This window comes from Pseudomonadota bacterium (assembly GCA_039193195.1).
Classification (GTDB): domain Bacteria; phylum Pseudomonadota; class Gammaproteobacteria; order Steroidobacterales; family JBCBZW01; genus JBCBZW01.
In genome coordinates this window covers 94,084-116,668 of the sequence record JBCCWS010000016.1, presented here as the reverse complement: position 1 = coordinate 116,668, position 22,585 = coordinate 94,084, and the positions used below count along the sequence as shown (strand labels likewise).

Genomic DNA, 22,585 nt, shown 5'->3' with positions numbered 1-22,585 from the left:
TCGACGTCGTTGGTGGATCCGTCTTCGTCACTGGCGAAGGCAGTGACGCCCACCGTGTCGCCGGCCGAGGCGTTCTCGGCGATCGTGTTGGCGCTCGCATCCGAATCGCTGACGGCAGAGACGTCGAACTCGTCATCGTCGGTAATGGCGATATCGAAGGTCTGAGTCGAGGTGGAGCCATCGTTGGAGGTGGCGGTGACCTCGATCTGCATCGTCTGAGCCGATTCGAAGTCGAGCGCGTCGGGATCTGCCACTGTGACCACGCCGGAGTCCGCATCGATGGCGAAGGCATCGTCGGGGTTAGCGCTCAGGGAGTACTCGACGCCGTTGTTTGAGCCGTCATCGTCGCTAGCGAAGGCAGTGACGCCCACCGTGTCACCGGCCGATGCACCCTCGTTGACCGTGTTGGCCCCCCCGTCCGTGTCGCTGACGGCAGAGATGTCGAACTCGTCGTTGTCGGAGATGGCGATGTCGAAGGTCTGGGTCGAGGTGGAGCCATCGTCAGAGGTGGCGGTCACCTCGATCTGCATGGTCTGGGCGGACTCGAAATCGAGACCGTCGGGGTCGGCGACCGTGACCACCCCCGAGTCCGGGTCGATGGCAAAGGCGTTGTTCGGATTGGTGCTCAGGGAGTACTCGACGCCGTTGGTGGTGCCGTCGGCGTCGCTAGCAAAGGCGGTCACACCCACCGTATCACCGGCCGAGGCGTTTTCCGTGATCGTGTTGGCGCTGCTGTCGCTGTCGCTGATGGCGGAGACATCGAACTCGCTATCATCGGTGACTGCGATGTCGAAGGTCTGGGTCGATATGGAGCCATCGTCGGAGGTGGCGGTGACCTCGATCTGCATGGTCTGGGTAGACTCAAAGTCGAGGCCCGACGGATCGGCGACGGTCACCTCGCCGGACTCGGCGTCGATGGCGAAGGCGTCGTTGGGGTTGTCGCTAAGCGAGTACTCGACGCCGTTGTTCGAGCCGTCATCGTCGCTAGCGAAGGCGGTGACCCCGACCGTGTCGCCAGCGGACGCGCCTTCGTTGATGGTGTTGGCACTACCGTCCGTGTCGCTGACGGCGGAGATGTCGAACTCGTCGTTGTCCGAGATGGCGATATCGAAGGTCTGGGAGGAGGTGGAGCCGTCGTCGGAGGTGGCGGTCACCTCGATCTGCATCGTCTGAGCAGATTCGAAGTCCAGGCCGCCAGGATCGGCGACGGTCACGACACCGCTATCGGCATCGATAGCGAAGGCATCGTTCGGGTTCGCACTCAGGGAGTACTCGACGCCGTTGTTAGCGCCATCATCGTCGCTAGCGAAGGCGGTGACGCCCACCGTATCGCCGGCCGAGGCGTTCTCCGCGACCGTGTTCGCACCCCCGTCACTATCGCTAACGGCGGAGACATCGAACTCGTCATCGTCGGTGATGGCGATGTCGAAGGTCTGGGTCGAGGTGGAGCCGTCGTCGGAGGTGGCGGTGACTTCGATCTGCATGGTTTGGGCGGATTCGAAGTCCAGGCCCGACGGATCGGCGACGGTCACCACGCCGGACTCGGCGTCGATGGCGAAGGCGTCGTTGGGGTTGGTGCTAAGCGAGTACTCGACGCCGTTGTTCGAGCCGTCATCGTCGCTGGCGAAGGCGGTGATACCGACCTCATCTCCAGCGCTGGCGTTCTCGACAACGGTGTCGGCGCCTACATCCGAGTCGACCGTCGCGGTCACGTCGAACTCGTCGTCGTCGGTGATCGTGATGTCGAAGCTCTGCGCGGACGTGGAGCCGTCTTCCGAGGTGGCGGTGACCTCGATCCGCACGGACTCGGCAGACTCGAAATCGAGACCGTCAGGATCCGCCACCGTGACCACGCCGCTCTGCGGATCGATGGCGAAGGCATCGTTCGGATTGGTGCTGAGCGAGTACTGGACGTTGCTGTCGCTGCCGTCTTGGTCGTCGGCGAACGCCGTTACGCCAACCGTATCGCCAACCTCGGCGGCCTCGGCGATCGAATCGCGTGCACCGTCGCGGTCGGCGACGGGGGATACTTCGAACTCGTTCGTGTCTGTCACGGCGATGTCGAAGAACTGGGTCGAGATGGAGCCGTCCTCCGACGTGGCGGTCACTTCGATGCGCATCGATTGTGCCGACTCGAAGTCCAGCCCCGCTGGACGGGCTACGGTCACCTCGCCGGTCAGCGCATCGACGGTGAAAGCGTCGTTCGGGTTCTCGCTGAGCGAGTACTGCACGGCACTGCCGGTGCCGTCTTCGTCCTCGGCGAATGCGGTGATACCCACGGGGTCGCCCACGGCCGCGCTCTCGGCGATCGTGTCCTGCGCACTGTCGCCGTCCACGGCTACAGAGACGTCGAACTCATCTTCATCATTGATCGCGATGGTGAAGGCCTGAGTGGAGGTGGAGCCGTCGTCGGAGGTCGCCGTCACCTCGATGCGCATGGCCTGGGACGACTCGAAGTCTAGGGCCGATGGCTCCGCCACGCTCACCACGCCGCTCTGGGCATCGATGGCGAAGGCACCGTCTGGGTTGTCGCTCAGGCTGTAGGTGACGCCATCGACACCGTCGCTATCGTCAGCAAGTGCCGTGACGCCGACCAGATCACCGACCCGAGCACTCTCGGCGACAGCGTCGGCGCTCGCATCTGCATCGCCGGTAGGTGAGATCGAGAATTCGTTGTGATTGTCGATCGCGATGGCGAAGCGTTGACTGCTGTTGGACCCGTCGGCCGAGGTGGCGGTGACCTCGATCTGCATGGTCTGGGCGGCCTCGAAGTCTAGGCCGTTCGGGTATGCGACCGTGACGATGCCGCTCGCCGGGTCGATGGCGAAGGCATCGTTGGGGTTGTCGCTCAAGCGGTAGGTGACGGCATTCTCGGTGCCGTCTGCGTCCATGGCGCTGACCGCCACGCCCACCTGTTCGCCGGCGCTGGCATTCTCGGACACGCGCTCGTCGCGGGCGTCGCCGTCGACAATCGGGGATATGTCGAACTCGTCGTCGTCCGTCACGCGAATGACAAAACTCTGCGTGCTGATAGAGCCGTTTGCCGAGACCACGTTGACGACGATTTCATGGCTTTGGTCGGCCTCGAAGTCGAGGAGTTCGGGGGCACGAACGAACACGGCCCCAGTGGCGGGATCGATGGCGAAGCGCCCCTGCGCGTCGTCGGCGAGGGAGTAGGTCACCATTGAACCGTCGCTGCTAACGGCGCTAGCAACCACGCCAACCCGGTCACCGTTGGCGGCATCTTCACTGACCTGGTCTTGGGCCCCATCGCCATCGGCCATGACCATGCCACCGCCGGCGCCCGGTGCCGGCGCGGAATCCGCACCGCCCTCTTCGGCCTGGGGTTGCTCGCCATCCGCGCCTGGGGCGGGGCCCGATGCCTCGGGCGTATCCCCGCCAGCAGCGCTGGGGTCGATGGGCACGAAGGTGAGCGCCGGACCCTCTTCGCCATCCTGCGTGCTGACGGGCGTCGGTGCTTGCACGTCGCCCTGTTGCGTGCGGACGCCTTCCCCTGCCGAGGTCTCGGGAGACTGCGCGGGAGATGAGGGTGGCGATGAGCTCGCGCCCGTTTCTCCATCTCGCGCTGGCGTGTCGGCTTGTTCCAGATCACCGCGCCGCGCCTGGCCGGTCTCGGTGGCTGCATCTGCGCTGTCCACCTCAACCGTGCGTGCGCCTACCCGCGCCTGCTCTATGCTGTCAGCCTCGCTTCTCGGGTCGCCGGAGGTTTCGGCGCGCGTGTCCGTAGCGAAGTCTGGCGAGCCGTAGCCGCCGGCGCGCGGCGCCTGACCGGCCTGCTCGGCGTTGTCCACATCGACTTTGAACTCCTCAACGTCCTCACGCCGGCGATCCTCTCCCTGGCGGACCTCTCGGTCGAGGGCGGAATCGATCGTCTTCGGGCCGGGCGTCGCCTCGGATTGCGCGTCGTGTTGGTCGCTCATACGTCTTCTCGATGCGTCATGCCATCACGGATGGCCGAATGTGCTGGGCGAGCGAGCCCTTGGGGGTCGTTCGCTTCTTCTCAGTGTTCGGCTATCGGGCGGCATCGAGAAAACCCACAGCCGCTCGTTGCATAACGAGGGGAGGTTTTTCGCTTTACAGTGAGATTAAGAGAACTGTGCCGAGTCGGGTGGACCGGGTGGCTATCCGTCGGTCACGAAACGCCCCGAGCGCGCCCTAGCGGGGCACGCGTTCGCCTTGGCGGGTGGAATCGGGAACTACCCCGTTGGGGACGGCGAGTTGCAGCGCCGGGGAGCGGGCGCAGTCCGTCTGCGCAGGGGTGCTGTGGGTGAGCCAGGACACGGCGGCTCGCTGGGGTAAGCGGCGCACCACCTGGCCATCGCCTCGATCAACCCACACGGCGTCGAAAAGGCCGTCGGTGCGCAGCAGCCCGCGCCACATGACCTGAGGGTCGGCGCCGAAGCGGGCATCGTCTAAACGCACGTAGGTGATCTGCCCGATGTGCTCGGGCAGCTGGGCCACGACGTGGTCGCCACCGACGATGGAAAAGAACACCGGTTCGGCGACGTGCTCCATCGTGTAGGTGCCATCTGCGTAGGTGCTGCCCCAGGCCACGCGCAGGGGATCACCGCGGCGAAGCGCATCGACCAGCGCGCGCCGATCTCCGCGCTCCGTCGCGCCGTCCGAGGTGTTGCGAAAGCGTTCCCGCCAGCGCGCGTCACACGATGCGGGCCTTGGCTCGGCATGGTTTGGTCTCGGGGCCCCGCTCTCGGCGTCACACCAGCGGCTGGCGACGCTCCAGCGGTGGGCGCTGCCGCCGTAGAAGATGCCCTCGAGCACCCCATCGCTGCCGAGCTTCCCCGTCCAGCGCGCCGCCTGTTCGCCTTCGGCAAGGGCGATCTCGCCCGTACCGGGCAGTGGGATCTGGCGATGGATGTCATTGAACTGAGCGAAGACCTCTCCCTCGAAGACCGTAAGGAAGCTGCCGTCGGACCAATGGCTGACGTCAATGTGGCCGTCTACGTTCCAGTCGAGCTGCCAGCCGATGCGCACGCGCCCGCCTCCGTTGACGTGTGCAATCAACGTCTCTCGGCTACCGGCCATCACCTGGCCGCCAGCGCTCAACTGAAGCAGGGGAACGTCGCAGAGAGCGGCTGCTGCAGGAGGACACGTCGTCGCCGCCAGTAACGCGCACAATAAAATCAGCTGATAGCCCATCAACGGCAGTTAGCTCGCCCAAATCTACTGAAGTGATCAGGGCGAAATATAGCAGTACGGTTCGCGTTTGAGACTGAATTCCTAGGGAGATAAATCCCAATCTAAGGGCCCTCGGCAGTCGCAATGCGTCATACCCGGCGGTCAACACCGCCTACCGTGCCGCGGGAATGCTAGTAATAGTGTTAGCTTAGGCCGGCGATGGGTGCTCAGGTTTGAACGTCGCTGAGCGTGGCGGCGAGGGCAGCGCCGAGGCCAGCTACGCTCGCCAGCATCAAGATCTTGCCGCCGACTGCCAGGGGAACCAACGCTAGCAGCGCGCCTACCGCGAGTAGGGCCACACCGGTCAGCGTGTTGCCGACGGCCACGTAGTCCGTTCGCTTGTTGCCTCCGGCGAGGTCGACGATGTGGGTCTTGCGTCCAAGCCTTACGCCGTCGTGGAGGATTGCGAGGGCCAGGAAGACCGTCGGCAGCATCCACTTAGTGCTGAGCAGAGACGGGGCGAGCCAGGCCGCCATGGCCGTCGCGATGCCCACCGTGGCGGCGCCCGCGGCCGCTATAATGAGCACGCGTCGACTCGAAAGATCTGCGAAGCGGCCCCATATCGGCCCTGCGATCAAGGAGGCGGAGCCCTGAGCGAACAAAAAGTACGCGAGCGTGAGGCCTGTGCGCTCGCGGCCGAGCACGACGACGAAGGGTCCGATCAGCGCCGTCGAGATGAGCGCGAAGCGCACGAGGAGATAGCGGCGAAACGCGGCGTCTTCCACCACCACGTGCATTCGCCGAGCGGCTTCGCGCAGTCCGTTGGCACCGCCTTCGGTCGCGCCGGGATACTCGGGGATTAGCTGGTACACGGGTATGGCAACTAGCCAGAGGGCGCCACCGAGCAAGAGCATTGGCACGTAGGGCATGCGCTCGGGATCGCCGAGCCACCAGAGCGCCAGGGCGAGGATGAGGGTGCCCGCGCCGGCGACGGAGGCAGCGTAGCCGGAGACCTGGCCGCGGCGGCGCTTAGCGACCGTCTTGCCGAGCACGTCTTTGGCGGCCACGGAGCAGATGCCGCGAGACAGGCTGAATAAGGCGACCAAACTCAGCACGGCGATGGCGAATGGCTGGCCCTCCAGCGCCAGGGCGGCGCCGGCGATCCCCAGCACCGAGGCGCCCTGCAGGCCCGCCCCCACCATCCAAGCGAACTTGCGTCGCGGTAGGGCGCGCAGCCATCCGGCGATGGCAAGCTGCGGTAGCAGCGACCCGGCTTCGCGCAGGGGCACGAGCAAACCGGCGGCCCAGGCAGGGGCACCGAGGGCGGTGAGCAACCACGGCAGGGTGGTCTTAGGACTGATGATGGCATCGCCAAACCCGGTCATCGCTTGGGCGGTGGTGTTGGCCAGGAAGGCGCGCGGCACCACGCGACAAGCCGCTTCGGAGATGTCGCGGCAGGTGCGGGCGTCCTCCTCGTCCACCAGCGCGGCGTAGACGCGCTCGAGGGCGGGATCGAGGGAGCTCGGGTGGTCGCCGTGGTCGCTCATCGGGCAGTGCTGGGTGTGCGCGAAGAAGGGTCCGGTGGGCAGTGTAGTCACCGCCCGTCACGTCGCCCAACCGGCCAAGCTGCGAACCGCGTCGATATTCCTGCATAAGCTTCACCAATGGAGGCACAAAGCGTTTCTTACGGAGCCTGGGGGGGCTATACTTCTGTCGCCTTAGCGCCGGTGGCCCCGAAGGCTGCTTTTCAAAGGCACTAACAGAACCCTTTTCCGACCGACGTCAGGACGTCCACAGCCCCCGCACAACCCGTCGCCAGCGGCGCTCGTGCAACTGGGTGAGCAATGAGCGACAGCCTTCAACAGCGATACAAGAACAGTCCCCTGTTCGGCGCCAACGCGCCCCTGGTCGAAACTCTCTACGAACAATACCTGGCCGATCCGCAGCAGCTAGATCCCGCGTGGCGAGCCTACTTTGCCGGCATTGCGAACGGCGCCAATGGGGAGATTCCCCATGGGCCGATCCGTGATGCCCTGGCCGCGCGCGCGCTCCAACCCCAGGTTGGGTCAGGGGCGGCGGGCACCTCCTCGGTGGCGCTGGAGAAGCAGTCGGCCGTGCTACGACTGATCTGGGCCTACCGCCTGCACGGCCACAAGCTCGCCGAGCTCGATCCGCTGGGCCTGCTCGAGTCTGATTCCCCGCAGGATTTGGACCCCGCTGCGCACGGCCTTGGTGAGTCTGATCTGGACACGGAGTTCTTCACGGAGGGCTTGGCCGGCACTACGCGCCTGAAGCTGCGTAAGATCCTGGCCCTGGCCCGGCGTATTTACACCCGTCGCATCGGCATCGAGTACGCGCACATCTCCAACGTGGTCGAGCGCCAATGGCTGCGCGAGCACGTGGAGATCAGCACCGTCGAGGCCAAGCTGAGCGGCGAGCGCAAGCGCGGTCTGCTTGCCCAGCTCACGGCCGCAGAGGGCATCGAGCGCTACCTGCACACCCGCTACGTAGGCCAGAAGCGCTTCTCCCTCGAGGGTGGGGAGTCACTGATCCCACTGCTCCACAGCCTGATCGACCAGGCCGGCGAAAGCGGCGTCCGGGAGCTGGTGATAGGGATGGCCCACCGGGGTCGGATCAACGTGCTGGTGAACGTACTCGGTAAGTCGCCGGCGGAGTTGTTTAGCGAGTTTGAGGGCCTGTACCAGGCTGGCAGCCAGCTCGGCACCGGTGACGTCAAGTACCACCTCGGGTTCTCCACCGACGTGCCGGTGGCCGGCGACGAGTACATGCATGTGGTCTTGGCCTTCAACCCCTCGCACCTGGAGATCGTCAACCCCGTCGTGGCCGGCTCCGTGCGCGCCCGGCAGGATCGGCGCAAAGACGGCGAGGGTCAGGCGGTACTACCCGTGCTGATTCACGGAGATGCGGCGTTCTCCGGCCAGGGCGTGGTCATGGAGACCTTGCAGATGTCGCGAACCCCTGGCTTCCAGGTGGGCGGCACGGTGCACGTGATCTGCAACAATCAGATTGGCTTCACCACGAGTAACCCCGCCGACGCGCGCTCCACGCCGTACGCCAGCGACGTCGCGAAGATGCTCGAGGCCCCGGTGTTCCACGTCAACGGCAACGACCCCGAAGCGGTGCACCTGGTCACCCAGATGGCCTTCGACTACCGCAATCGCTTCGGACGCGACGCTGTGATCGACCTGGTTTGCTACCGCCGACATGGCCATAACGAGGCTGATGAGCCCTCTGCTACTCAGCCGGTAATGTATCGCGCGATCCGCGACCTCAAGCCAGTGCGTCGAATGTACGCCGAGCAGCTGATGGAAGAGGGCGTGGTGGATCAGGACTTCGTGCGCGACCAGGTGGACGAGTACCGTCAGGGCCTCGATGAGGGGCGCATCGCGCTCATCTCCCCGCGCGCGATGGTCGGCAACGAGCATACGGTCGATTGGAGTCCCTACTTCGCCGAGGGTGGTCAGGAGGAGACTGCGCAGGTGCAGCGGGCGGCCCAGAGCGCTGCCGACGCGGAGCGCTTGCAGTCCCTTGGCGCGCAGATGCTGAGCGTGCCGGAGCACATCAAGCTGCACCCGCGCGTGCAACGGGTTTATGACGACCGGCGCAAGATGCTGGCCGGCGATCATCCGCTGGACTGGGGTTTCTGCGAGACCTTGGCTTACGCCACGCTCCTCAACGAGGGCTACGACGTGCGTTTGGTCGGGCAGGACAGCGGCCGCGGCACCTTCTTCCACCGCCACGCCGTACTCCATCACCAGACCAACAACGAGCTGCACGTGCCGCTGCAACACCTCGATGGGCCCAAGAGCACCTTCGAGGTGTACGACTCGCTGCTCTCGGAAGAGGCCGTGCTCGGCTTCGAGTACGGCTACTCCACGACGGACCCCAATACGCTGGTGATCTGGGAGGCTCAGTTCGGCGACTTCGCTAACGGCGCGCAGGTGGTGATCGACCAGTTCATCAGCTCCGGCGAGGCAAAGTGGAACCGTCTTTGCGGCCTGGTCCTGTTCCTGCCCCATGGCCATGAGGGGCAGGGCCCGGAGCATTCCTCGGCACGCCTGGAGCGGTTCATGCAGCTTTGCGCTCAGGGCAACATGCAGGTGTGCGTACCGTCCACTCCGGCGCAGATGTTCCACATGCTGCGCCGACAGATGCGCCAGCCCATGCGTCGTCCCCTGATCGTGATGACGCCCAAGAGCCTGCTGCGCCATCCGCTCTCCGTGTCCTCTCTCGAGGAGCTGTCCGCGGGCCGCTTCGAGCTGATGATCGAGGAGACGGAGTTGGTGGAGCGCGAGCGCATCCGCCGCGTGGTGATGTGCAGCGGCAAGGTGTACTACGACCTACTCAAGGCTCGCCAGGAGATGGAGCTCGGCGACGTGGCGCTGGTGCGCCTCGAGCAGCTCTACCCCTTTCCGGACCCGGAACTCAACGCCTTGCTCGCCAGCTACCCGAATGCGAAGGAGCTGGTCTGGTGCCAGGAAGAGCCGCGCAACCAGGGCGCCTTCTACCAGATCCGCCACCGCTTGCAGCGAGCCATTCAGGGTAGTGAGATCACGCTCACCTACGCCGGGCGTGCTCCGATGGCTGCCCCAGCCGTCGGCTACTACAGTCGCCACGTCGACGAGCAGAGCTCACTGGTCTCTGCCGCCCTCGGCGCATCACCCACGGAACACGTAGATCGCAGGAAAGAAGGAAAACGAACGTGATTGAGGTAAAGGTCCCACAGTTGCCCGAGTCGGTGACCGACGCCGTGCTGATCGCCTGGCACAAGGCGCCCGGTGACGCCGTGTCACGTGACGAGAACCTGGTGGATCTAGAGACCGACAAGGTCGTGCTCGAGGTGCCGGCGCCCGCGAGCGGAAAGCTCGTGGAGATGAAGGTGGAGGACGGTGCCACCGTGACCAGCGGCGAGATACTCGCCCTGCTGGACGAGACTGCCACGGCGCAAGCCGCGCCAGCACCGGCGCCCGCAGAGGCGCCCGCTGCCGCTGAGACGCCAGCGGTGCCTGCCGCCGAGGCGACTGGCCCCTCTGAGGCTCCGCGCATGGGCCCCGCGGCTCGGCGCCTCGCCGGCGAGCACGGCGTGAATCCGCAGTCCGTGCCGGCGAGCGGGCGGGCAGGCCGCGTGACCAAGGGCGACGTGCAGGCCTTTATCAGCTCGGGTGACTCCGGGTCGGCCAACGACGCCGCGCCCGCCGTCGATCTGCCTTTGCTAGGATCCCGTGCGGAGCGTCGCGTGCCGATGACCCGCCTACGGACGCGTATCGCCGAGCGTATGGTCGAAGCGCAGCAGACCGCCGCCATCCTCACCTCCTTTAACGAGGTGGACCTTATGGAAGTGATGGCCTTGCGCAAGCGCTACAAGGAGAGCTTCGAGAAGGCTCACGGTGTTCGCCTCGGCTTCATGTCCTTCTTCGTCAAGGCCGCGGTGGAAGCCCTGCGTCGCTACCCGGTCGTGAACGCCTCGGTGGAAGGCGGCGATATCGTATTCCATGAGTACCAAGATGTCGGCGTGGCCGTGTCGACAGAGCGCGGCTTGGTGGTCCCCGTCCTGCGCGACGCGGGGCATATGGCCTTCTCTCAGATCGAGCAGGGGGTGGTCGACTACGCCACCCGCGCCCGTGAGGGGGCGATCACCTTAGAGGAGCTCACCGGGGGGACCTTCACCATCACTAATGGCGGGGTGTTCGGCTCGCTGATGTCGACCCCCATCTTGAACCCCCCGCAGAGTGCGATTCTCGGTATGCACAAGATCCAGGAACGTCCCGTGGTAGTGGACGGTCAGGTGGTGCCGCGGCCGATGATGTACATCGCGCTTTCCTACGACCATCGCATCATCGACGGACGCGAGGCCGTGCTGTTCCTCGTCGCTGTCAAGGAAATGCTGGAGGATCCGGCACGCCTAATGTTGCAGGTGTGATCGCTTGTGAACACGGTTCGGGATCCCCACCTACGCCTCACGGCCTAAGGAGATAAGCGTGAGCAACACCTACGACGTCGTCGTCATCGGCGGCGGCCCGGCGGGGTACGTCGCCGCCATCCGCGCGGCCCAGAACGGACTGAAGACTGCCTGCATAGATGCGTGGAAGAACTACGATGGCACCTACGCTTTCGGTGGCACCTGCCTCAATGCAGGCTGTATTCCCTCCAAGGCGCTGCTCGAGTCTTCTGAGCTCTATCACCGCACCCACGGTGAGTTCGCCCAGCACGGAATCCAACTCGAGGGTGTGTCCTTCGACCTCGCCACCATGCAGTCGCGCAAGTCGGGCATCACCCGCCAGCTCACGAGCGGGATCGAAGCCCTGTTCAAGTCGAACGGCGTCACGGGCTTCAAGGGCCACGGCCGCTTTTTGGGGCCGGGTAGGGTGGAGTTCACCGCTCATGGTGGCCAGCCCGAGTTGCTCGAAACCAAGACGGTGATCCTCGCTTCCGGTTCGGCGCCCGTAGAACTCAAGCAGGTGCCCTTCGACGGCGAGCACATCGTTGACTCCTGGGGGGCGCTCGAGTTCGAGGCCGTGCCGGCCCGACTCGGCATCGTCGGCGGCGGCGTCATCGGCTTGGAGCTCGGCAGCGTTTGGCGTCGCTTGGGCACAGAGGTGACCGTCCTCGAAGCGATGCCGGACTTCCTCGCCGCCGCCGATCGTGCAGTGGCCAAGGAGGCGCAGCGCCACTTTAAGAAGCTGGGCCTGGACATCCGACTTGGCGCTAGAGTGCAAGGTGCACAGCGCGCCGCTGACGGCATCAAGCTCTCCTACGAGGATGCTAAGGGCATGCAGTCCGTCGACGTCGACAAGGTCGTTGTTGCCGTGGGCCGTCGCCCCTACATGGACGATTTGTTCGGCGTGGATGCCGGTATCAAAATGGATGAGCGCGGTTTCATCCTCGTCGACGACGAGTGCCGCACAAACGTACCTAATGTCTGGGCTGTCGGGGACTGCGTGCGCGGTCCGATGTTGGCGCACAAGGCCTCGGAAGAGGGCGTAATGGTCGCCGACCTCATCGCCGGCAAGTACGGTGAGGTGAACTACAACGTCATCCCCTCTGTGATCTACACGGCGCCGGAGATCGCCTGGGTCGGTCAGACCGAGGAGCAGGTAAAGGCCTCTGGAAAGGCTTACAAGACGGGCAGCTTCAGCTTTGCGGCCAACGGGCGCGCCAAGGCCTTGGAAGCCGCGGCGGGCTTTGTAAAGATCATCTCAGCGGAAGAGGACGATGAAATTCTCGGCGTTCACATCGTCGGGCCGATGGCGGGGGAGCTGATCAGCGAGTCCGTGTTGGCGATGGAGTTCTCGGCCAGTACCGAAGACATTCAACGCACGATACACTCGCATCCGTCTCTGTCCGAGGCGGTCCACGAGGCGTCACTCGCCGTGGACAAACGGGCGCTCCACGGGATCAACAAGAAGTAGCGAACCTCGCTTACGGCGCGCCGGTCCACTGCTGGTTGGCGCGTCGAATGAACCCGCGCGAGCGCTGCTCCCAGCGCTGGTGAATGCGGCGGTTGAAGTTGATGTAGAGCCGGCCGTCGACCACCGCGAACACTTGCGGGTCGCCTCGCCGCCGCTTTCCTACCGCTATGCCAAGGGCGCAGTAGCCACCGTACTGCGGCGCGTAGCGATCCGGGGCCGCGAGAAACGCATCCTGGTGCTCGGCCGACGAAAAGCGCCAACTTACGCCATCCCAGGTGACCTCGTGGGAGGCCTTCCCGCGTACGGCGCGCCCTTCGGTGAAGTAGGCCACCGCGTCAAATCCTTCGAGTGCCACCCCACCTGGGGCGTGGTAGTCACCGGCTGCCGCGGTCGCTGACAGCATCAGATAGAGAGCGGCTAGGGGTGAGGCAGTCAACCACTCGAGGGCCCTGAACATGACCATGGCGCAACTCCGCGGTTTGATCTGGCAAGTCAATCGAATAGAACGAGCGGGCGCGCCCGTGGTTGACGGGGCACTCCAGTGGCGATCGGGCTAGCGCACGCGGCGCACGTCATGCACCCCGCGCACCGAGGACAGTCGGTGCAGGACTCGACTCAACTCCGACAGCCCGGTGATCTCCACCGTTAGGTTGAAGACGGCGCTGCCGGTGGTGCGGTCCGTCACCGTCTGGGTAGCGGTGATGTTCACGTTGGCGCTGGCGAAGGCGCCTGAGAGCTCCTGCAGCAAGCCGCGGCGATCAGCCGCTTCGATGCGAATGTCCGCGGTAAATGTGTGGCTTGCGTCTGCGTGCCAATCCACATCCACCACGCGCTCGGGCTGGGTCTCCATGAGCTTGCGCAGGTTCGGGCAGTCGGCGCGGTGCACGCTGATACCCCTGCCCTGACTGATGAAGCCCAAGATGGGATCGGGGGGAAGCGGCTTGCAGCACTGGGCGAAGTTGTGCAACAGGTCATCCACGCCGCCTACCTCGATCGCCGAGCGCTGCGGAGTGCGACGAGGGCGCCGTCGCGCGACGGGTAGCAACTGCGGCTCCACCTGGGGCGCCGTTAGCTTCTGCACGGCAACGTCGATATCTGCCAGCGTAAGGTCGCCGGCGCCCACTGCGGCGTACAGGGAGTTCGCGCTGTCGAGGCGCAGGTGACGAACCATGGCGCTCACCAGCGACATCTCACAGCCCAAGCGCTGCAACTCCCGTTCGACCATGCTCTGCCCCTGCTCGACGTTGCCCTCGCCGGCCTCGCGACGGAACCACAGGCGCACCTTGGCGCGCGCGCGGCTCGAGGCCAGAAAACCCAGCTGGGGAATCAGCCAATCACGCGATGGATTGGCCTCCTTGGCCGTGACGATCTCCACCTGGTCGCCGCTCGCGAGCTTTTGATTGAGGGAGACCTGGCGACCGTTAACCCGCGCACCCCGGCAGCGGTGGCCGAGTTCGGTGTGAACGTGGTATGCGAAATCGAGGGGTGTGGCCTCGCTCGGCAAATCGACCACGTCCCCGCGTGGTGTCAGCACGTACACGCGCTCGTCGAGGATCTCCGTGCGCACGCGGTCCAGGAAGTCCAGATCCGGATCGTCCTCGTCCGGGTCAAGCAGGCGGCGCAGCCAGCTGATCTTGTTGCGGTAGGCGCTATCATCCTCACCACCCTCCTTGTAGCGCCAGTGGGCGGCGACACCGAGCTCGGCGTGGCGATGCATCTCGTGGGTGCGAATCTGCACCTCGAGGGTCTTGCCCTCGGGGCCGATCACCGCTGTGTGCAGGGATTGGTAGTTGTTTTCCTTAGGTGCCGCGATGTAGTCGTCGAACTCGCCGGGCAGGTAGCGCCACATACCGTGGACAATACCTAAGGTGGCATAGCACTCGGTCTGCGAGCCCACTAGAACGCGCACCGCGCGCACGTCGAATATGTGCTCGAAGTCCAGGCCCTTGCGAAGCATCTTGTTCCAGATGCTGTAGATGTGCTTCGGCCGGCCCGCGATCTGGCATTCGATGCCGGCCTCCTCGAGACGGCCGCCGAGAACTTCCACCACATTGGATAGATAGGTTTCGCGATCAGCGCGTCGCTCGCGCAGCCAGCGGGCGATCTGCTTGTAGGTGTCCGGTTCGAGGTAGCGGAAGGAGAGATCGTCCATCTCCCACTTGAACTGCCAGATGCCGAGGCGGCTCGCGAGCGGTGCGTAGATCTCGCGCGTCTCCGTGGCACAGCGTACCTGCTCATCGGCTGGCGCTCCCTTAAGCGAGCGCAGGCGGTGGAGTTGCTCTGCGAGCAAGACCAGTACCAAGCGTACGTCGTCCACGATCGCCAGCAGCATTTTGCGTAGGGATTCGGCCTGATCCGCACCCAAGGCCTGGCCAGGGGACCATTCCGGGGGCAGCACGAAGCGCCCGGCTCGCTCCAGCTCGCCGACCATTTGCGCAACTTCGGTGCCAAACTGCTCCTCGATGCCGGCGTTGCTACACAGTCCCGCTTCGCGCAAGGGGCGGATCATGGTCGCGAGGGCAATCTCCTCAGCCACCCCGAGCTGGCCCACGATTTGCGAGACGGCGTCCGCGCGTGCGCAGCGTTCGCGCAGGTCGTCCAGGAAGCCGTCCGTGGTGAGGGTGCGCTCTGCGTCGGCGAGCACCTCGGCAGTCCATGCGGCGACGCGGCTGCGCGAGGCGGTGCCGGGCCCGTTGCTTTCGTCTGGACGAGTGATCGTGACCAAGGAGGACGCTCTCGCGGTACGCAAGTGTACTGGGGCGGAAACGCCCCAGCGGGACGAATGATACGCCAGCGTGGCCCGCCGAGGGCAAGCCTCGGTGCCGCGCAATCGATTCGCCGATGGGCAGCGCGCAACGGCTCGCGAGACTCCCGCGGAGTGCACTACAATGGCGAAATCATGAACTTTTTCAGGGCGCCCGCGGCCGTAGCGGAGCCCGTGAGTGCCAATGGCACGAGAGGAGCGAAATGGCGGGTCACAGTAAGTGGGCCAACATTCAGCACCGAAAGGGTGCACAGGATAAGAAGCGTGGCAAATTGTTCACGAAGTTGGCGCGCGAGATCACCGTGTCCGCGAAGCTCGGCGGTGGCGATCCGACCTCCAATCCGCGCTTGCGCTTGGCGATGGACAAGGCCCGCGCGCAAAGCATGCCGAAGGACAACATCGAGCGTGCGATCAAGCGCGGGAGCGGCGGCGGCGAAGGCAACCTCGATGAGATTCGCTACGAGGGCTACGGTCCCGGCGGGGTCGCCGTGATGGTCGATTGCATGACCGACAACCGCAATCGCACCGTGGCTGAGGTGCGCCACGCCTTTTCGAAGTTCGGTGGCAACCTCGGGGCGGACGGATCGGTGGCGTATCTGTTCAATCACTGCGGCGTGCTGAGCTACGCCTCGGGCGCAGATGAAGACACGATCACTGATGCTGCCCTCGAAGCGGAAGCGGAGGACGTGGTGACGAATGAGGACGGCTCCATCGACGTGCTCACGGACCCGAACGAGTTCGAGCGTGTGAACGAGGCGATGAACGCCGCCGGTCTCACCCCCGAGGACGCCGAAGTCACGATGCGCGCCTCGACCAACGCTACGCTCGAAGAAGGCGAAGCAGGCACCATGATCAAGTTGCTCGACGCCCTGGAAGACCTGGACGACGTTCAGAACGTTTATTCGAACGCAGACATTCCCGACGAAATCCTGGAGAAACTCTGAGCGAGCTGCGCGATAAGTCGACGGCGACCACGCAACGCGTGCGAATCTTGGGGATCGACCCAGGCTCACGCGTCACGGGATACGGCATCGTCGATGCCCTGCCCAACAGCGATCCGGTTCACGTGGCGAACGGATGTATTCGCGTCGGTAACGGTGAGTTCTCCACGCGACTGCGTGGCATCTACACGGCCGTCGCCGAGCTCGTGGTGCGCTTCCAACCCACGGAAGTTGCTGTCGAGCGCGTGTTTGTCTCGCGCAACGTCGATAGCGCCCTAAAGCTGGGCCAGGCGCGCGGCGCGGCGCTCTGCGCCACCTTCGTCGTCGATGCGGTCCCGCAGGTTTACGAGTACAGCGCGCGGGAGATCAAGCAAGCCGTCGCTGGGCGTGGTGGTGCGGAGAAGAGCCAAGTGCAGGCGATGGTGCGCCTGCTCCTCGCCGAGGAAGGTCCCCTTCAGGCGGATGCTGCCGACGCACTGGCCGCTGCCCTGTGTCGCGCCTATGTGCGCCGTACGGAGCGGCGATTGGGGCTGGCCGTCGAAGCCGCAGGCGCAAGTGCGGGGGCAGATTCACGCGGGGAAGCTCAAGCGTTACTGCGCGAGGCCTGGGCCACCCGTGGACGCCGGGGACGACGGCGATGATCGGCTTCCTTCGCGGTCGCCTGGCGGAAAAACGGCCTCCGGACCTGGTCATCGATGTGGGCGGGGTGGGCTACGAGGTGGAAGCCCCCATGTCCACCTGCGCCGATCTGCCGGCGACGGGCGAGTCGATCCACCTACTGACCCATTTGGTGGTGCGCGATGATGCCCACGTGCTGTTCGGCTTCGCCACGGAGGCAGAACGGGGACTGTTTCGCGAGCTGATTCGCGTCTCCAAAGTGGGCCCCAAGGTGGCCCTAGGGATTCTATCCGGCATCAGCGTGAGCGACTTCGCTCACTGCGTGGAGGAGGGCGATACGAGCCGCCTAACCCGCCTACCAGGTATCGGCAAAAAGACTGCTGAGCGTCTTGTAGTCGAGATGCGCGATCGCCTGCAGGGTGAGGCGACCAGCAGCACCTTCGGGGTCAACCTTGCGGGGCGCGAGGCGTTGCCCGCAGATGGACGTCGCGAGGCCTTCGAGGCCTTGCTCGCGCTTGGCTACAAGAACGCTGAGGCATCAAGGATGCTGAAGGACCTGAAGGTGAACGGCCTGGATACGGCGCAGATCGTGCGATTGGCTTTGCGCGGCTGACGCGCGCGGTTGCAGCACACTCAAGGAGGAGCTCCCGATGGAGGAAGACGAGCGGGTCATCGGCGCCGGTGCGCGTGTAGAGGAGGACGCCTACGAGCGCGCCATTCGGCCGCGCCGCTTCGACGACTTCGTCGGCCAGCCCCGGTTACGTCGCCAGCTCGATATCTTCGTACAGGCTGCCCGGGGGCGCGGAGAGGCGCTCGACCACGTGCTCCTGTTCGGCCCGCCTGGCCTTGGCAAGACCACCCTGGCCAATATCCTCGCCACCGAGCTGGGCGTAAACCTGCGCCAAACCTCCGGTCCCGTTCTCGAGCGGGCGGGTGACTTGGCGGCCTTGCTGACCAATTTAGAGTCCCACGATGTGCTTTTCGTGGATGAGATCCACCGCCTCAGCCCCGTGGTGGAGGAGGTGCTCTACCCGGCGATGGAGGACTACCAGATCGACATCGTGATCGGCGAGGGCCCGGGTGCGCGGGCGATCAAACTCGACCTGCCGCCGTTCACCCTCGTAGGCGCCACAACCCGCGCCGGCCTCCTAACGTCGCCGTTACGCGACCGCTTTGGGATCATGGAACGACTCGAGTTCTACGAGGTCGATGATCTGACGAGCATCGTCTCGCGCGCGGCTCGGATTCTCGACGTCGCCATCGACGGACCGGGGGCTCGACAGATTGCTGCGCGCTCCCGGGGCACGCCCCGCATCGCAAACCGACTGCTCAAGCGTGTGCGCGACTTCGCTCAGGTGTGTGCTGGCGGGCAGATCAACGAGGCGGTGGCACAAGAGGCCCTCGGCATGCTCGAGGTGGATCAGCGTGGATTCGACGTGATGGACCGTCGCCTGCTCAGCATCATCGTGGAGCACTTCGACGGTGGCCCCGTGGGTGTCGATAGCCTGTCCGCGGCCCTCGGCGAAGAGCGGGGTACGATCGAGGACGTGCTGGAGCCCTACCTGATCCAGCAGGGATATCTCATGCGCACGGCGCGCGGGCGCGTCGCGACGCGAAAGGCATGGGAGGTGCTAGGGCGAGCCGCACCCCCCGGCAGCGGCACGCCACCTGCGGACCTGTTCGAGGGCAACGATCGATGAGTGAGGTGTTCGCCTGGCCCGTGCGCGTGTACTACGAGGACACGGACGTCGGTGGCGTCGTGTACTACGCCAACTACCTGCGTTTCATGGAGCGGGCGCGTACGGAATATCTGCGCGCGAAGGGCTTCGAACAGGACGCGCTCATGGCGCAGGAGGGCGTGATCTTCGTGGTCGTGCAGGCGGAAGTGACCTTTCGCAAGCCCGCGCGTTTCAATGACATGCTGGCGGTGACGGTCAGCATAGACGACAGCACGCGCACGAGCGTCCGCTTCGGTCAACATGTCTACCGCGACAGCGTTGACGGCGAACTGCTGGTGGAAGGGTCGATTCGCGGCGCCTGCCTGGACGTGAACAGCTTTCGCCCCCGTGCCATCCCCACGGCCATCGTAGAGAACACTTGATGCCCGAATTGCTTTCTCCGGATCTCACCTTTATCCAGCTCATCCTCCAGGCCAGTTTGGCCGTGAAGCTGGTGATGCTGCTCTTGGTGATCGCCTCGCTCATGTCTTGGTCGATCATCTTCAATCGCTGGCGTGTCATCGGGCGCGCCCGTTCGCACACGGAGGAGTTCGAAAACCAGTTCTGGTCTGGCGGCGATCTCAACGTGCTCTATAAGCGCCTGCAGGATACGAACAACGGGCGTGAAGGAGTGGGCAGCATCTTCCAAGCTGGCTACCGCGAGTTCGGACGCCTTCGCGGCGATCGCACCTTGGGTGGTGACAAGCTGCTCGAGAATGCTCGCCGCTCCATGCGCGTGTATCAGAACAAGGAGCTCGATCGCCTGGAGACCAATCTGTCGACCCTAGCAACGATCGGTTCGACTAGCCCCTACGTGGGACTGTTCGGTACCGTGTGGGGCATCATGAACGCATTCCGAGAGCTAGGCGACGCTGGGCAAGCCACGCTCGCTACCGTGGCGCCGGGTATCGCCGAAGCTCTGGTGGCCACCGCTATGGGCCTGTTCGCCGCGATCCCGGCGGTAATCGCCTACAACCGCTACGCCGATCAGGTCGATCGCCTGGAGACTCGTTTCGAGGCCTTCGTCGAGGAGTTCTCCAACATCCTCCAACGTCACGCGGCGAACGCTGGCGGCAAGGGGACTTCCAACGGTGGGCCGTAGATCTCGAGGGCGTCGTCTCCTCGGTGAGATCAACGTAGTGCCCTACATCGACGTGATGCTGGTGCTGCTGGTGATCTTCATGGTCACCGCGCCGCTGCTCACCCAGGGCATCGAAGTAGACCTTCCCCAGGCGGGCGCTGAGCCGTTGGACAGCGAGGACTTCGATAACCAGGAACCGCTGGTGCTCTCGATCGATCGCGATGGGCTCATCTACCTCAACGTCGGCGAGAACGAAGATGCGGCGATCGACGAGTCAACCGCCCTGTTTCGCGCCACTGCCGTGCTCAGGCGCAGTCCTCAAACGCCAGTCCTAGTGCGCGCCGACCAGGCCGTGCCGTACGGCAACGTGGTGCGCGGGATGGTTCTCCTGCAGCAGGCGGGAGCGGCCAAGATTGGCTTCGTGACTGACGCGCCCCAAACACCACTGGCCGATCCTGACGCGGGAACCTGAGCGTTCCTACAGGCGCCCCATGAGCTGGTACCCACGTTTCATCCGCTTCCTATCAGATTCAGTCCTGCCGTGGCTAGGCGCGGTGGCGGTGCATGCATTGGTACTGGTGGCGTTGGTCTTCAGCCTGGGATGGCGACACCAGGCCACGCCAGCGGTCGCGTCGGGAGGACCGACGATCGAGGCGATCGAAGCGGTGGTGGTGGATTCAGCGATGCTGGATGCAGAAGTGAGACGCCTCGCCGATCTCGAGCAGGCTCGCCTTCGCGCGCAGGCCGCCGAGGCGCAGGCGATCCGCGACTCCCAGGCGCGGGCCGAACAGGCCGCGCGCGAGCAGGCGCAGCGCACCGAGCAGGCTCGACTAGTGCAACTGCAACGCGAAGCTGACGCCAAACGCGCTGCACAGGAACAGGCTGCTCGCGAGGCGCAGGCCCGGCGGGAGGCGCGGGCGAAGGCAGAAGCGGAGGCCGAAGCGCAGCGATTGGCCGAAGAGAGACGTAAGGAAGAGCAGCGCTTGGCGCAGGAGCGACGCCGCGCACAGGAGAAGCGGCGCGAAGAGCAGCGTCAGGCCGAGGAGCGTCGCCGAGCCGAGCAGGCGCGTGCCGCGCAACAGCAGAAAGAGGCCGAGCAGCTGCTGCTCGCTGCCCTCGCCGAAGAGGAAGATCGGCAAGCCAAGGTCAATGCTGGGCTCCTGGCCCAGTACAAGGCCCAAGTGAAGCAAAAGGTAGAGCGCAACTGGGCGCGACCGCCGGATGCCGAAGCAGGCCTCTCCTGCGAGGTGAACGTACGCCAGCTGCGCGACGGTCAAGTCATCAAGGTGGAGTTCGGTCGATGCAACGGCAACGATGCCGTGAAACGCTCTATCGAAGGGGCCGTGAATCGCGCGTCTCCCCTGCCGCCACCGCCCGATCCCAGCCTCTTCGACGAGTACCTGGTATTCATCTTCGAACCGGAGTGAAGCGTTAAGCGTATGGACACACGGAAGACGACGACCCTTTTTATGCCGACGGCGCTCTGCGCAGCGCTGCTAGCAACGCTGTGTTGCACGTCGATGGTGGCTAACGCTCAGCTGGTCATCGAGATTACCAAGGGAGAGGCCAACGCGACCCCGGTAGCCGTCGTGCCCTTCGCAACTAATGGCGTGGCGATGAACTTGGACGTCGCGGCGGTGGTGGATGCGGATCTCACCCGCAGCGGACGCTTTGCGCCGATCGACCGCGCGGACATGTTGGCGCGGCCAAGCACCGGCACCGAGGTCGACTTTGGCGACTGGCGTCTGCTCGGCGTCGACGCCATCGTGGTCGGCCGCCTCACTGGTGGCGGCGAAGACTCGGTGCAGATTGAGTTCGAAGTCTTCGACGTGGTCCGGGCTCAGCAGCTGCTCGCGTACCGCATCGTTGCGGAGCGGGCCCAGCTGCGCACGGCCGCCCACCTGGTAGCCGATCAGGTTTACGAGGCCCTGACCGGAACGCCGGGTGTATTCGCGACGCGGATCGCCTACATCACCAAGGACGGTGGGGCGGGCAGCGAGCGCTATCGCTTGTTCGTGGCCGACGCAGACGGCGAGAACGCGCTGGCCGTGTTCGACTCTCCGGCGCCCATCATGTCACCGAGCTGGTCGCCAGCGGGGCACCGCCTGGCCTTCGTCTCCTTCCAGGATGATCGCTCCGCGATTTATGTGCAGGAGCTCGCCACAGGGGAGCAGACCCGCGTGTCTTCCCGCCAGGGCGTGAACAGCGCACCGGCTTGGTCACCGGACGGCAACAAGCTGGCCTTGGCCCTATCCGACGGCAACGGGGACCTCGACATTCACGTACTCAACGTGGATACCCAGGAACTGCAGCAGGTGACCCGAAGCCGCGGTATCGACACCGAGCCGGTGTGGTCGCGCGACGGACGGACGCTCTACTTTACATCCGACCGCGCGGGTGGCCCTCAGATCTACCGTACCGATGTGTATACGAGCAAGACCGAGCGGGTAACCTTCGAGGGCGCCTACAACGCTCGCCCACGCCTGTCGCCGGACGAGTCACGCTTGGCCATGGTGCACAACGACGGCGGTAACTATCGGATCGCGGTCCTCGATCTGCGCAGCCGCGCGTTACAGGTACTGACCGACGGACGTTTAGACGAGAGCCCGAGCTTCGCCCCAAATGGGAGCATGATCATCTACGCCACCCAGGAGCAGGGTGCCGGGGTGCTGGCGGCGGTGGCCGTCGATGGTTCCGTGCAGCAGCGACTCGCCTCCCAAGGCCGCGATGTGCGTGAGCCCGTATGGGGGCCCTTGGCGGCCCGGCGGTGACCTGCGTGCGCGCACGAGCGCGCAACCGCCGCAACAGGTAACATTTCGCGATCAGCAGGGGCACGGCACGGCCAGGGTAGGCGACGTCGGGCCAGCAAACAGGAG

16 protein-coding genes and 1 pseudogene are annotated in these 22,585 nt (G+C 65.0%); 12 read left to right on the top strand and 5 right to left on the bottom strand.

The genetic code is table 11. The features are described 5' to 3' along the window. The 3 genes from AAGA68_14450 to AAGA68_14440 form a co-directional block, all read right to left on the bottom strand. A partial coding sequence (locus AAGA68_14450) for a cadherin domain-containing protein (protein MEM9386258.1) occupies positions 1-3,941 on the bottom strand: 3,941 nt, incomplete at its 3' end. A gap of 235 nt (positions 3,942-4,176) precedes the next feature. Beyond that, complete coding sequence (locus tag AAGA68_14445) at positions 4,177-5,064, bottom strand: hypothetical protein (GenBank protein ID MEM9386257.1); 888 nt, start codon at positions 5,062-5,064, stop codon at positions 4,177-4,179. A gap of 320 nt (positions 5,065-5,384) precedes the next feature. Next, positions 5,385-6,755: an MFS transporter gene (locus AAGA68_14440; protein MEM9386256.1), complete on the bottom strand. Its 1,371-nt coding sequence runs from the start codon at positions 6,753-6,755 to the stop codon at positions 5,385-5,387. 246 nt (positions 6,756-7,001) lie between these two features. Here AAGA68_14440 and AAGA68_14435 point away from each other — a divergent pair, with 246 nt between their 5' ends. The 3 genes from AAGA68_14435 to lpdA are packed head-to-tail and all read left to right on the top strand — an operon-like array spanning position 7,002 to position 12,587. Next, positions 7,002-9,884: a 2-oxoglutarate dehydrogenase E1 component gene (locus AAGA68_14435; protein MEM9386255.1), complete on the top strand. Its 2,883-nt coding sequence runs from the start codon at positions 7,002-7,004 to the stop codon at positions 9,882-9,884. Further along, a complete protein-coding gene (odhB, locus tag AAGA68_14430; protein MEM9386254.1) occupies positions 9,881-11,098 on the top strand; it encodes a 2-oxoglutarate dehydrogenase complex dihydrolipoyllysine-residue succinyltransferase in 1,218 nt (405 codons plus the stop codon). The genes AAGA68_14435 and odhB overlap by 4 nt, the downstream gene beginning before the upstream one ends. A 58-nt stretch (positions 11,099-11,156) precedes the next feature. Beyond that, on the top strand, positions 11,157-12,587 hold the full coding sequence (gene lpdA, locus AAGA68_14425; GenBank protein ID MEM9386253.1) for a dihydrolipoyl dehydrogenase: 1,431 nt from the start codon (positions 11,157-11,159) through the stop codon (positions 12,585-12,587). A 10-nt stretch (positions 12,588-12,597) separates the two neighbouring features. On the opposite strand, the gene AAGA68_14420 is transcribed toward lpdA, so the two are convergent. Both AAGA68_14420 and AAGA68_14415 read right to left on the bottom strand, forming a co-directional pair. After that, positions 12,598-13,050: a YHS domain-containing (seleno)protein gene (locus tag AAGA68_14420; protein ID MEM9386252.1), complete on the bottom strand. Its 453-nt coding sequence runs from the start codon at positions 13,048-13,050 to the stop codon at positions 12,598-12,600. Positions 13,051-13,140: 90 nt separating this feature from the next. After that, positions 13,141-15,312, bottom strand: coding sequence for a bifunctional (p)ppGpp synthetase/guanosine-3',5'-bis(diphosphate) 3'-pyrophosphohydrolase (locus tag AAGA68_14415; GenBank protein MEM9386251.1), 2,172 nt, complete (start codon positions 15,310-15,312; stop codon positions 13,141-13,143). 242 nt (positions 15,313-15,554) lie between these two features. Between AAGA68_14415 and AAGA68_14410 the strand changes: the two genes are divergently transcribed. The 9 genes and pseudogenes from AAGA68_14410 (at position 15,555) to tolB (ending at position 22,480) form a co-directional block, all read left to right on the top strand. Then, complete coding sequence (locus AAGA68_14410; protein MEM9386250.1) at positions 15,555-16,295, top strand: YebC/PmpR family DNA-binding transcriptional regulator; 741 nt, start codon at positions 15,555-15,557, stop codon at positions 16,293-16,295. Between the two features lie 38 nt (positions 16,296-16,333). Further along, a pseudogene (ruvC, locus tag AAGA68_14405) lies at positions 16,334-16,819 on the top strand (crossover junction endodeoxyribonuclease RuvC). A 110-nt stretch (positions 16,820-16,929) separates the two neighbouring features. Beyond that, positions 16,930-17,523, top strand: a complete 594-nt coding sequence (ruvA, locus tag AAGA68_14400; GenBank protein MEM9386249.1) for a Holliday junction branch migration protein RuvA — start codon at positions 16,930-16,932, stop codon at positions 17,521-17,523. A gap of 37 nt (positions 17,524-17,560) precedes the next feature. Then, positions 17,561-18,610 (top strand): Holliday junction branch migration DNA helicase RuvB, encoded by a 1,050-nt coding sequence (gene ruvB / locus AAGA68_14395; protein ID MEM9386248.1) that lies wholly within the window; start codon positions 17,561-17,563, stop codon positions 18,608-18,610. Continuing rightward, on the top strand, positions 18,607-19,011 hold the full coding sequence (gene ybgC, locus AAGA68_14390) for a tol-pal system-associated acyl-CoA thioesterase (GenBank protein ID MEM9386247.1): 405 nt from the start codon (positions 18,607-18,609) through the stop codon (positions 19,009-19,011). The genes ruvB and ybgC overlap by 4 nt, the downstream gene beginning before the upstream one ends. Next, positions 19,011-19,730 (top strand): protein TolQ, encoded by a 720-nt coding sequence (gene tolQ / locus AAGA68_14385; GenBank protein MEM9386246.1) that lies wholly within the window; start codon positions 19,011-19,013, stop codon positions 19,728-19,730. Before ybgC ends, tolQ begins: the two co-directional genes overlap by 1 nt. Next, on the top strand, positions 19,720-20,181 hold the full coding sequence (gene tolR, locus AAGA68_14380) for a protein TolR (GenBank protein MEM9386245.1): 462 nt from the start codon (positions 19,720-19,722) through the stop codon (positions 20,179-20,181). Before tolQ ends, tolR begins: the two co-directional genes overlap by 11 nt. A 19-nt stretch (positions 20,182-20,200) precedes the next feature. Further along, positions 20,201-21,136, top strand: coding sequence for a cell envelope integrity protein TolA (gene tolA, locus AAGA68_14375; GenBank protein ID MEM9386244.1), 936 nt, complete (start codon positions 20,201-20,203; stop codon positions 21,134-21,136). 12 nt (positions 21,137-21,148) lie between these two features. Continuing rightward, complete coding sequence (tolB, locus tag AAGA68_14370) at positions 21,149-22,480, top strand: Tol-Pal system beta propeller repeat protein TolB (GenBank protein MEM9386243.1); 1,332 nt, start codon at positions 21,149-21,151, stop codon at positions 22,478-22,480. The last annotated feature ends 105 nt before the right edge of the window (positions 22,481-22,585 follow it).

What these genes read in the sequence shown, in the direction of transcription:
- ruvB (MEM9386248.1), top strand. Translation starts at nt 17,561, where the DNA reads ATGGAGGAAGACGAGCGGGTCATCGGCGCCGGTGCGCGTGTAGAGGAG.
- tolQ (MEM9386246.1), top strand. Translation starts at nt 19,011, where the DNA reads ATGCCCGAATTGCTTTCTCCGGATCTCACCTTTATCCAGCTCATCCTC.
- AAGA68_14420 (MEM9386252.1), bottom strand. Translation starts at nt 13,050, where the DNA reads ATGGTCATGTTCAGGGCCCTCGAGTGGTTGACTGCCTCACCCCTAGCC.
- tolA (MEM9386244.1), top strand. Translation starts at nt 20,201, where the DNA reads ATGAGCTGGTACCCACGTTTCATCCGCTTCCTATCAGATTCAGTCCTG.
- AAGA68_14410 (MEM9386250.1), top strand. Translation starts at nt 15,555, where the DNA reads ATGGCGGGTCACAGTAAGTGGGCCAACATTCAGCACCGAAAGGGTGCA.
- AAGA68_14435 (MEM9386255.1), top strand. Translation starts at nt 7,002, where the DNA reads ATGAGCGACAGCCTTCAACAGCGATACAAGAACAGTCCCCTGTTCGGC.
- AAGA68_14445 (MEM9386257.1), bottom strand. Translation starts at nt 5,064, where the DNA reads ATGGCCGGTAGCCGAGAGACGTTGATTGCACACGTCAACGGAGGCGGG.
- ybgC (MEM9386247.1), top strand. Translation starts at nt 18,607, where the DNA reads ATGAGTGAGGTGTTCGCCTGGCCCGTGCGCGTGTACTACGAGGACACG.
- ruvA (MEM9386249.1), top strand. Translation starts at nt 16,930, where the DNA reads ATGATCGGCTTCCTTCGCGGTCGCCTGGCGGAAAAACGGCCTCCGGAC.
- tolB (MEM9386243.1), top strand. Translation starts at nt 21,149, where the DNA reads ATGGACACACGGAAGACGACGACCCTTTTTATGCCGACGGCGCTCTGC.